General features: G+C 72.2%; 10 protein-coding genes and 1 tRNA gene. 9 read left to right on the forward strand and 2 right to left on the reverse strand.

Translation table 11 applies throughout. The features are described from left to right. Nucleotides 1–205: GntR family transcriptional regulator (locus tag VF468_25155; GenBank protein HEX5881577.1), on the reverse strand; the 205-nt coding region annotated here is incomplete at its 3' end. A gap of 23 nt (nucleotides 206–228) precedes the next feature. On the opposite strand from VF468_25155, the gene VF468_25160 reads away from it, so the two are divergent. The 7 genes from VF468_25160 (at nucleotide 229) to VF468_25190 (ending at nucleotide 7,718) form a co-directional block, all read left to right on the forward strand. Beyond that, nucleotides 229–1,020 (forward strand): SIS domain-containing protein, encoded by a 792-nt coding sequence (locus VF468_25160; GenBank protein HEX5881578.1) that lies wholly within the window; start codon nucleotides 229–231, stop codon nucleotides 1,018–1,020. Beyond that, a complete protein-coding gene (locus VF468_25165) occupies nucleotides 1,017–2,078 on the forward strand; it encodes a substrate-binding domain-containing protein (GenBank protein HEX5881579.1) in 1,062 nt (353 codons plus the stop codon). The genes VF468_25160 and VF468_25165 overlap by 4 nt, the downstream gene beginning before the upstream one ends. 18 nt (nucleotides 2,079–2,096) lie before the next feature. Then, on the forward strand, nucleotides 2,097–3,578 hold the full coding sequence (locus VF468_25170; protein ID HEX5881580.1) for a sugar ABC transporter ATP-binding protein: 1,482 nt from the start codon (nucleotides 2,097–2,099) through the stop codon (nucleotides 3,576–3,578). Further along, on the forward strand, nucleotides 3,575–4,585 hold the full coding sequence (locus tag VF468_25175) for an ABC transporter permease (protein HEX5881581.1): 1,011 nt from the start codon (nucleotides 3,575–3,577) through the stop codon (nucleotides 4,583–4,585). The genes VF468_25170 and VF468_25175 overlap by 4 nt, the downstream gene beginning before the upstream one ends. After that, on the forward strand, nucleotides 4,582–5,568 hold the full coding sequence (locus VF468_25180) for an ABC transporter permease (GenBank protein ID HEX5881582.1): 987 nt from the start codon (nucleotides 4,582–4,584) through the stop codon (nucleotides 5,566–5,568). Before VF468_25175 ends, VF468_25180 begins: the two co-directional genes overlap by 4 nt. A gap of 63 nt (nucleotides 5,569–5,631) precedes the next feature. Further along, nucleotides 5,632–6,804 carry a Gfo/Idh/MocA family oxidoreductase gene (locus tag VF468_25185; GenBank protein HEX5881583.1) on the forward strand — a complete coding sequence of 391 codons (1,173 nt, stop codon included), beginning with the start codon at nucleotides 5,632–5,634 and terminating at the stop codon, nucleotides 6,802–6,804. Then, nucleotides 6,801–7,718 carry a sugar phosphate isomerase/epimerase gene (locus VF468_25190; GenBank protein ID HEX5881584.1) on the forward strand — a complete coding sequence of 306 codons (918 nt, stop codon included), beginning with the start codon at nucleotides 6,801–6,803 and terminating at the stop codon, nucleotides 7,716–7,718. Before VF468_25185 ends, VF468_25190 begins: the two co-directional genes overlap by 4 nt. Nucleotides 7,719–7,893: 175 nt before the next feature. On the opposite strand, the gene VF468_25195 is transcribed toward VF468_25190, so the two are convergent. Beyond that, nucleotides 7,894–9,087 carry a Gfo/Idh/MocA family oxidoreductase gene (locus tag VF468_25195; GenBank protein ID HEX5881585.1) on the reverse strand — a complete coding sequence of 398 codons (1,194 nt, stop codon included), beginning with the start codon at nucleotides 9,085–9,087 and terminating at the stop codon, nucleotides 7,894–7,896. Nucleotides 9,088–9,172: 85 nt separating this feature from the next. Here VF468_25195 and VF468_25200 point away from each other — a divergent pair, with 85 nt between their 5' ends. Together VF468_25200 and VF468_25205 are read left to right on the forward strand one after the other, a co-directional pair. Continuing rightward, nucleotides 9,173–9,586, forward strand: a complete 414-nt coding sequence (locus VF468_25200; GenBank protein ID HEX5881586.1) for a CBS domain-containing protein — start codon at nucleotides 9,173–9,175, stop codon at nucleotides 9,584–9,586. A gap of 316 nt (nucleotides 9,587–9,902) precedes the next feature. Beyond that, a tRNA-Thr gene (locus VF468_25205) sits at nucleotides 9,903–9,978 on the forward strand. The last annotated feature ends 4 nt before the right edge of the window (nucleotides 9,979–9,982 follow it).

A 9,982-nucleotide genomic window follows, 5' to 3' on the forward strand; every position in this document is an offset into this window, starting at 1 on the left:
GCCGGCGCTCCACCAGCCCGTCGTTGGTCAGCTCGGCCAGCGCCTGCCGGACGGTCATCCGGCTGACCGAGAACCGCTCGCACAGCTCGGCCTCGCTGGGCAGGGGAGCGCCCGGGCGAGCCCCCTCGACGAGGGTGCGCAGGTACCGTTCAATCTCCCGGTAGCGCGTCGTTCCGGGCGTATGTGCTTTCGTTGACGGCACCATGGCTCCACGATATGGTCCCGATTATGTCTAGACAAGTGGGCTGGACACAGGCCGCCATCGCGTTGCTGGAGAAGCTCGACCAGACGCAAGGGGCCGGGCTCGACCATGCGGCGGCGATCTGCGCCGAGGCCATCGGCAGTGGCGGCCTCGTCCACCTCTTCGGCACCGGGCACAGCCGCATGTCGGTCGAGGAGATGTTCCCCCGCTACGGGTCCTATCCGGGCTTCCACCCGATCGTCGAGCTGTCGACCACCTTCCACACCCAGGTCGTCGGGGCCAACGGGCAGCGCCAGGCCATGTTCATCGAGCGGGTCGAGGGGCTGGCCGAGGTCATCCTGCGCAACTTCCACCTCGGCCCCCCGGACGCCATGGTCGTGTTCAGCGCCCGCGGGGTCACCGCCAACCCGATCGAGATGGCCATGGGCGCGCGCCGCCGCGGCCTGCCGGTGATCGCCGTGACCTCGGTGGCCGAGTCGCGCGCCGCCGCCCTGGGCCACTCGTCCGGCACCCGGCTGCTCGACCACGCCGACGTCGTCATCGACCTCGGCACCCCGGTCGGCGACGCCCTGGTCACCATCGACGGCCTGGCCACGCCCGTCGGGCCCGGGTCCAGCGTCACCGCCGTGGCCGTGGTGAACGAGATCAAGGTCCGGACCGCCGACCTGCTGGTGGCCCGCGGCGCCCTGCCGCCGGTGCTGACCAGCGGGTCGGTGGTGGGCGACGAGGAGTCGGCGCGTCTGTTCGACGCGGCCTACGACGAGCACGCGCGCCGCCTCGCGCACGTGCTCACCCGAGCAAGGGAGGACACTCCATGAGGCGATCCAGATGGATGCGGATGGGCATCCTGGTGGCCGCCCTGAGCATCGCGGCCACGGCCTGCGGTGGCGGGGACGACGACTCCGGCGGTGGGACCGGGGGCGGGCCGGCCCAGAAGACCGATGACTTCGTCATCGGCGTCAGCAACACCCTGGCCGGCAACGGCTGGCGCGAGCAGATGATCTGCTCGGTCAAGGCGCAGGCCCTGGCCAGCGGCAAGGTCAGCAAGGTCATCGCCATCTCCAAGAACGGCGGCCCGAACGAGCAGATCCAGGACCTCCAGAACCTGATCTCCCAGGGCGCCGACGCCATCATCGTCAACCCGTCCGACCGGGAGAAGCTCAACCCGGTGATCCAGCAGGCCACCCAGAAGAAGATCGTGGTCGTGGCCGTCGACCAGGCCGTGTCCGAGCCGACGGCCTACGTCGCCACCAACGACCAGGTCGCCTACGGCCGCCTGGGCGCCGAGTGGCTGGCCGAGCAGCTCGGCGGCAAGGGCAACGTCCTCTACATGCGCGGGATCGACGGCGTGCCGGCCGACGCCGACCGCGACAAGGGCTTCCAGGAGGTCATGGCCCAGAACCCGGACATCAAGATCAAGGAGGTCTTCACCGGCTGGGACTTCACCAAGGGCGGGGACATCGCCGTCCAGGAGCTCGGCTCGGGGAACTACGACGGCGTCTGGACCTCGGGCATCGACTACACCGTGGTCAACGCCTTCAAGACCGTCGGCAAGGAGCCGGTCCCGGTCGTCGGGGCCGACAACAACGAGTTCATCCAGCAGCTGCTCGACGGCTCGCCCGGCGCCGCCGTCACCAACCCGGCCGTCATCGGCGGGGTGGGGACGGCCATCGCTCTTGATGTGCTCTCGGGCAAGACGGTGAAGCGCGAGACCCTGCTGACTCCCGAGGTCTGGGACGCCGAGCAGGACAAGGCGACCCTGGAGGCCAACAGCTTCCCCGACCGCGAGGCCACCTTCAGCTCGGCGGTCTCGGTGAAGCCGTTCACCACCTACACCAACGAGCAGCTGTTCGCCTGCAAGGGCCCGGGCGAGTAGCCGGCACCTGACCCGCTGATGTCACAACCACTCCTGCAGGCGACCGCGGTGGCCAAGGCCTTCGGTCCCGTGGTCGCCCTGCGCGAGGTCGACCTGTCGGTGGCCCCGGGCGAGGTGCACGCCTTGCTCGGGGCCAACGGCGCCGGCAAGTCGACCCTGGTCAAGATCCTCACCGGCGTGCTCCACCACGACTCGGGCACGGTGGCCGTCAACGGCGCCCAGGTCGAGCTGCGCAGCCCCACCGAGGCCCGCGGGCGGGGCCTGGCCCCGGTCTACCAGGACCCGGCCATGATCGGCGACCTCACCGTCTCCCAGAACCTCCGGCTCACCGGGGCCGACCCGGCCAAGGTCCGCCACGAGCTGGCCGAGATGGACCTGGACGGCCTCGACCTGGACGAGCAGGTCCGCGACATCCCCCTGCCCTTCCTGCGGATGCTCGACCTGGCCCGGGCGCTCGCCTTCGATCCCCAGCTGCTGGTGCTCGACGAGATCACGGCGGCGCTGCCGCCCGACCTCTCCGACCGGGTGTTCGCCATCATGACGCGCTGGAAGGAGCGCAACCGGTCGGTGCTGTTCATCTCCCACCGGCTGGCCGAGGTCCGCCAGCACTGCGACATGTGCACCGTCCTGCGCGACGGCCGCGACGTCGCCTCCTTCCACCCCGGCAGCGAGGGCGGCGAGTCCCAGATCGTCGCCGCCATGCTCGCCGAGGCCGGCGCCGGGGTCCGCGACACCGCCCGGGAGCGGGCCGCCCGGGCCGAGGGGGAGCGCACCCAGCGGCTGGTCGTGCGCGACCTCCTGATCGACCGGCAGGACGCCGGCGTCTCGTTCGAGGTCGCCGCCGGCGAGGTCCTGGGGCTGGCCGCCCTCGAGGGCCAGGGCCAGGACCGGCTGTTCGAGATCCTCTCCGGGAACGCCCGGGCCGCCGGCGGCGAGATCCTCGTCGACGGCCAGCCGCTGCGGGCCCGGCACCCGTACGACGCCATCCGGCGCGGGGTCGTGCTGGTGCCCAGCAACCGGCTCCTGGCCCTGCTGCCGCAGCGCCCCATCCGGGAGAACATCGCGATCCCGCTGTTCAACCGGTTCGGCCGCTGGGGGCCGATCAACGCCGGCCGGGAGCGGCGCCAGGTCCAGGACGCGGTCACGCGGCTGTCCATCGACACCCGCGCCGCCGCCCAGGCGCGGCGCCTCTCGGGCGGGAACCAGCAGAAGCTGACCATCGGCCGCTGGCTGGCCGCCGGGTTCCGCACCCTGCTCCTGTTCGACCCGACCCGGGGCATCGACGTCGGTACCAAGCACCAGATCTACGACCTGATCCGCGAGCTGGCCGACGGCGGCGCGGCCATCGTCATGTTCACCAGCGAGCTGCGTGAGATCGGGCTCGTATGCGACCGGGCGGCCGTGCTCCACAACGGGGCCATCGTGGCCGAGATGCCGCCGACGGCCAGCGAGTCCGACCTGCTCACAGCCGCCCACGGCCTGGAGGTGACGGCGGTATGAGCAGCGCCCCGCGGGCGGTCGCGGCCACCCCGCTCCCGCAGCCCAGCAGCCGGGCCACCCGGTTCCGGCGCCGGCAGGGCTGGGTGGTCGGGGTGGCCCTGCTGCTCGGCGCCCTGGTCTTCTGGCGCTACAGCCAGATCCCGGCGTTCGGCCCCTTCGAGATCCGCGGCATCGTCGCCGGCACCCTGACCCTGGCCCTGCTGGCCATGGCCCAGTCGGTGATCGTCATCTCGGGCGGGATCGACCTGTCCGTCGGGGCCATGATGGTGCTGGCCAACTGCATCGCCGCCCGCCTGATGCTGGACCAGGACCTCGGCCCGGTGGTCCTGATCGCCCTGCTGGTGGTGGCCATCGCCATGGTCCTGTCCGGGCTGATCGGCGCCGTCGCGGTCGTCTCCGGGGTCCCGGACATCGTGGTCACGCTGGCGGCCAGCTTCGTCCTCAGCGGGCTGGCCCTGATCGTGCTCGACAGCCCCGGCGGCGGCACCCATCCCCGCTTCCAGGAGCTGCTGGTCGGCGGGTTCGACGAGCCGCTGCCGGCGACGCTGCTGCTGGCCGCCGTCCTGGCGCTGGTCTGGCTGCCGTTCAAGCGCAGCCGCCTTGGCATCGCCACCTACGCCGTGGGCAGCGACCGGGCCGCGGCCTTCCTGTCCGGCGTCAAGGTCGGCCGCACCCGGGTGATCGCCTACATCATGGCCGGCTTCTTCTCCGGGCTGGCCGGGGTGGTCACCACCGCCTTCACCGGCAGCGGCGAGCCACGGGCCTCCATCGGGGCCACGGCCACCCTGACCAGCGTGGCCGCGGTGGTGCTGGGCGGCGTGGCCCTGCTCGGCGGGTCGGGCACCCTGCTCGGCCCCGTCCTGGCCGCGCTCTGCCTGGGTCTGATCCCGGCGCTGATGCTCGGCCTTGGCTGGGACCCCAACTTCGCCGAGGTCGCCCGGGGCATCATCATCATCGTGGTCGTCATGATCGGCGGCCTGGTCCAGATCCCGCGGAGGTCGCGGTGAGCGCGGCCACCGCCGACCCGGCGATCACCCAGTGGCGTCAGACGCTGGTCGACCGCCCGGCCATCGCCCTGGGCGGCGTCCTGCTGGTCCTGTACGTGATCACCGGGCTGGTCGCCGAGGGCATGTTCAGCGCCAACGGCGTCCGCTCGACCCTGCTGCTCGCCTGCCCGCTGGCCATCCTGGCCGCCAGCCAGACGCTGTGCATGCTGACCGGCGGCATCGACCTGTCAACGGTCATGACGGCCAACTTCGCCGCCTATGTGGCCGCCAACCAGAGCGGGCAGGGGCCGCTGGTCGCGCTCGGCCTGGCCATGCTGGTCGGCCTGGCCGTCGGGCTGGTGAACGGGATCGGGGTCGGGGTCTTCAAGGTCAACCCGCTGATCATGACCCTCGGCATGGCCAGCGTGCTGCTCGGCGTGGTCACCGTCGGCCTGGTCGGCGACGGGTTCCTGTCCGGGTCGACCCGGCTCCTGCCGGTCGTCACCGACGTCGCCTCGGGGACCCTGTTCGGCCCCCTCCCCAGGAACCTCCTCGTCTGGGCGGTGGTGGCCGCCGCGCTGATCTTCGGCCTGTCCCGGACCGGGCTCGGGCGCACCATCTACGCGGTGGGGGACAACCCCGTGGCCTGCCGCCTCGCCGGGGTCCGGATCTGGCAGGTCCTGCTGGCCGTCTACGTGATGTCGGCCCTGCTGGCCGCCCTCGCCGGGCTGCTGTTCTCGGGCATCAGCGGCTCCGTCGGCCCCGACCAGACCAACGCCTACCTGCTGCCGTCGGTGGCGGCGGCGGTCATCGGCGGCACCTCGATCCTCGGCGGGGTCGGCGGCTACACCGGCACCATCCTCGGCGCCCTGATCCTGACGGTCCTGAACCGGCTGCTGCTGACCCTTGACACCACCGAGGCGTTCCGCCAGATCCTCTACGGGCTGATCGTCCTCGCCCTGGCCTGGGTGTACGTGCGGGTCACGGGCCAGCGGGGCACCTGACCGCATGGAGGCGCGGATGAGGGCGGGCGCATACGAGGCGTCAGGGGAGCGGAGGTCGCGCCAGTGAGCGAGGTCGCCGGCACCCGCGTCGGCATCGTCGGCACCGGCTGGATGGCCGCAACCCACACCGAGGCGCTGCGGCGGCTCGGGGTCGACGTCGCCGGCGTCGCCGGCCGCAGCCCGGCCCGGGCCCAGGAGGTCGCCGACCGGCTCGGCCTGGCCACCGCCTACGACTCGGTCGAGGCCCTGGCCAAGGACGACTCGCTGGCCGCGGTGCATGTGACCAGCCCCAACGACGTCCACGCCTCCCAGGCGGCGGCCGCCCTGCGGGCCGGCCGGCACGTCGTCTGCGAGAAGCCCCTGGGCGTCTCGGCGGGGGAGACCGCCGCCCTCGTGGAACTGGCCGCCGGCAGCGGCCTGGTCAACGCCGTCTGCTTCAACCTGCGCTTCTCCCCCCACAACCACAACGCCGCCGGCATGGTCCGCGACGGCGCCCTTGGCGAGCCGCGCTATGTGACCGGCGCCTACCACCAGGACTGGCTGCTGGAGGAGACCGACTGGAACTGGCGGCTGGTGGCCGAGCGCCAGGGCCAGCTCCGGGCGGTGGCCGACATCGGCTCCCACTGGCTGGACCTGGTCAGCTTCGTGAGCGGCCGGCGGGTGGTCGAGGTCCTGGCCGACCTGCACACCTTCGTGCCCGAGCGCAACCATCCCCTGGAGGAGGTCGGGACCTTCGCCGGCCACGCCGTGGCCAGCGACGTCGAGCGGGTGCGCGAGCGCATGACCAGCGACGACGCCGCCGGCATGCTGCTGCGGTTCGAGGGCGGCATGCGCGGGGTGTGCTCGGTCAGCCAGGTGTCGGCCGGCCGCAAGAACCGCCTGACCTGGGAGCTGAGCTGCTCGGAGCGGTCGGTGGCCTGGGTCTCGGAGGAGCCGGAGTACCTCTGGGTCGGGCACCGCGACCGGCCGAACGAGACGGCCGGCAAGGACCCGTCGCTGATGACCGCCATGGGCGCGGCCGTCACCGGCTACCCCGCCGGCCACGTCGAAGGCTACCCGGACACCTTCCGGGGGCTGTTCGCCGCCGTCTACGCCGACGTCGCCGCCGGCCGGCCGTCGGCCGACCCCGCCTACCCGACGTTCGCCGACGGCCACGACGTCATGCTGGTCTGCGACGCCGTGGTCGAGTCAGCCAGGTCCCGGACCTGGGCGCCAGTCAGGAGGAGCGCACCATGAAGCTCGGACTGCTCACCGCCGCCTTCCCCGACACCCCCCTCACCGACGTGGCCGACTGGGCCGCCGCCAACGGCTTCTCGGCCCTGGAGGTGGCCTGCTGGCCGCGGGGCGAGGGTGCCGCCCGCCGCTACGCCGGCGTGTCCCACATCGACGTGGCCGGCCTGTCCGACGGCGAGGCCAAGGAGCTGGTGGAGGACCTGGCCGGCCGCGGCATCGAGATCAGCGGGCTCGGCTTCTACCCCAACCCGCTGCACCCCGACCCCGGCGTCCGCGAGGACGCCCTGGCCCACCTGCGGGTGCTGATCGCCGGGGCGGCCAGGATGGGCGTCCCGGTGGTCAACACCTTCGTCGGGGCCGACGCGGCCCGGCCGCTGCGCGAGAACATCGAGGCCGCCCGGGGGTTCCTGCCCGACCTGGTCGCCTACGCCCGCGACCACGGGGTCAAGCTGGCCATCGAGAACTGCCCCATGATCTTCAGCCAGGACGAGTGGCCGGGCGGCCACAACCTGTTCTACGCCCCCGCCACCTGGCGCGAGATCTTCGGCTGGTTCGACGACGACACCCTGGGGCTCAACCTCGACCCCTCCCACCTGGTCTGGCAGATGATCGACATCGAGCGGGTGGTGCGCGAGTTCGGCTCGCGGCTGCACCACGTGCATGCCAAGGACCTCGAGATCGACCGGGAGGGCCTGTACGAGCGGGGCATCATGTCGGCCGGGATGGGCTGGCAGATCCCGCGCCTGCCCGGCCTGGGCGAGGTGCGCTGGGACCGGTTCGTGTCGGCCCTGTACCGGGTCGGCTACGACGGCTGCGTGGTCATCGAGCACGAGGACCGCGACTTCGAGGGCAGCGACGAGAAGGTCAAGGCCGGCTTCCTGCTGGCCCGCAACGCGGTCGCGCCCTACGTGGTCTGAGCGGTGGCGGCCGCAACGATCGGCCGGTAGCCGCCGGGCGGCAGGTCGACCCGGTCGACCAGCTCGCGGCGCAAGGTCGCTGCGCAGCTCCGGCCGCTCCCCGAGCAGCACCGCCCAGGCGCCGGCCACCGCCCCGGCCCCGGTCCCTGGCCTCCAGGACCCGGACGTCCTCCCGTCAGCCGCGCACGCGGTCGACGAACGCGCCGGTGGCCGGGTCCTTGAGGATCAGCTTGCGGCGGCCGTCGGGCAGGTGCTCCTCCTTGATGACCACCAGGCCGTCCTCGGTCCGCTCGGGCCGGGACACGCGGGGGGTCTGCCCGCCGCGCCACTCCAGCTCGACCGGCACCCAGGTCCGGGCTTCGGCCGAGCGGTAGCAGGCGTCCATGATGGCGTTGACGACATAGCCGTCGTACAGGGTCTCGACCGGCTCCCGGCCCGCCTCCATGGCGTCGAACATGTCGGTGAACATGTCGACGTAGCCCAGCTCGACCACCTCGTCGCCCACCGGGAACTGCCAGCCCGCCTCCGCCTCGGCCTTCTCGGCCACGTAGCCGCCCCCGCCGGAGGTGAACATCTCGAAGCCGGTCCGCAGGAAGTGGTTGAGCCAGATCGTCCCCTCGGTCCCGGCGACCTCGTCGCGCAGGTCCATGCCCCCCCGGAAGGTCCAGCTGACCTCGAACTGCCCGATGGCGCCGCTCTCGAAGCGGATCAGGGCGATGGCGTTGTCCTCGGCCTCGATGGGGTGGACCAGGGTGTCCTTCCAGCACATCACCTCGACGGGCCGGTTCCCCTTGCCCACGAACGAGCGCACGATCTCGATGCAGTGGCAGCCGAGATCGACGATGGCGCCGCCCCCGGCCTGCCCGGCGTCCCAGAACCAGGCGCTGTGCGGCCCCGGATGGGTCTCCCGGCTCCGCACCCAGAGCACGTCGCCGATGGCCCCGGACCGGGTCGAGGCGATGGCCTTGAGCGTCTTCGGGGTGTAGACGAGATCCTCCAGATAGCCGCCGAACACGCCGGCCCGCTCCACGACCTCCAGGATCCGCCGCGCCTCGTCGGCGCTGCGGGCCAGCGGCTTGGTCACCAGCACCGCCTTGCCGGCCGCGGCCGCGGCCTCGACCGCCTCCAGGTGCATGTGGTTGGGCAGCCCGACCACCACCGTGTCCACATCCGGGTGCCCCACCGCCTCCTCGACGCTGGTCGTGGACACCGGTACCCCCCACCGCTCCCGGAACGCCGCCCCCCGCTCCTCCGACCGCGAATAGACGACCTGCACCCGGTCACGGCCCCGCTGGCCGTGCAGCGTCATCGTGTAGAAGTCGCCGATCAGGCCGGTACCCAGCATGGCGACCCCGTGTGCCGTCGACATGAAGCGCCCCTCGCTCTCGACTGCCTATATGTCTAGACATTCAACCACGGATGGGCTCCGGTAAGGTACGGTCGACGCCCTGGCCATGATCGAGGAGGTCCGTGCCATGCAGGTCCGCAACCTCATGAGGAGCCCGGTGGTTTCGGTCGCCCCCGGCGAGTCGCTGCAACGGGCCGCCCAGGTCATGCGGGAGCACGGCATCGGCTCGGTCGTGGTGGAGCAGGACGGCCAGCTCGCCGGCATCCTCACCGAGCGCGACGTGATGCACGCGGCCGCCCAGCTCGGCGACATCAGCCAGGCCCAGGTCGGCGACCACATGACCGCCCCGGTCGTCACCGCCTCCGCCAACTGGGACGTCACCGTCGCCGCCGCCGAGATGCACGACCGCCAGATCCGTCACCTGGTGGTCGCCGAGCAGGGCGGCGCCGTGGGCGTCCTCTCGGTCCGCGACGTCATGTCGGTGTTCCTCCCCGAACGCGTCCACCGCCAGGAGGCCTGACGCCCCCAGCTGAGGGTCTCGTCGGCATCGCCCTGCTGGCCACGGGGATCGGCGTGGCCGTGTTCACCGACGCCACGGGCCTGCCTGCCCCGCCACCTCGAGCACGAGGAGCGGCCGCAGGCCGGTGGCGGCCGCCGCCAGCCTGATCTGACTGGTAGCGCTCGTCGGGGCGGCGGGGGATGGCGGGACAACCGCGATCCAGGCCATGTACCATGCCTCCTCGGTGCTGGCGAGTTGCTGATGAGGAGGCCCAGAGAACATCCCTACACTGGCGGGAGACGCACCTAGGTCACCGCCCGGGCAGACGCACCGACCCGCCCCCCTAGCTCAGTCGGCAGAGCACATCCATGGTAAGGATGGGGTCGCCGGTTCGATTCCGGCGGGGGGCTCCACACC

It is taken from the genome of Actinomycetota bacterium (assembly GCA_036280995.1).
Taxonomy (GTDB): domain Bacteria; phylum Actinomycetota; class CALGFH01; order CALGFH01; family CALGFH01; genus CALGFH01.

Excerpts from the sequence above, each read along its gene's own strand:
- VF468_25200 (HEX5881586.1), top strand. The coding sequence starts at position 9,173 with ATGATCGAGGAGGTCCGTGCCATGCAGGTCCGCAACCTCATGAGGAGC.
- VF468_25190 (HEX5881584.1), top strand. The coding sequence starts at position 6,801 with ATGAAGCTCGGACTGCTCACCGCCGCCTTCCCCGACACCCCCCTCACC.
- VF468_25195 (HEX5881585.1), bottom strand. The coding sequence starts at position 9,087 with ATGTCGACGGCACACGGGGTCGCCATGCTGGGTACCGGCCTGATCGGC.
- VF468_25170 (HEX5881580.1), top strand. The coding sequence starts at position 2,097 with ATGTCACAACCACTCCTGCAGGCGACCGCGGTGGCCAAGGCCTTCGGT.
- VF468_25165 (HEX5881579.1), top strand. The coding sequence starts at position 1,017 with ATGAGGCGATCCAGATGGATGCGGATGGGCATCCTGGTGGCCGCCCTG.
- VF468_25160 (HEX5881578.1), top strand. The coding sequence starts at position 229 with ATGTCTAGACAAGTGGGCTGGACACAGGCCGCCATCGCGTTGCTGGAG.
- VF468_25175 (HEX5881581.1), top strand. The coding sequence starts at position 3,575 with ATGAGCAGCGCCCCGCGGGCGGTCGCGGCCACCCCGCTCCCGCAGCCC.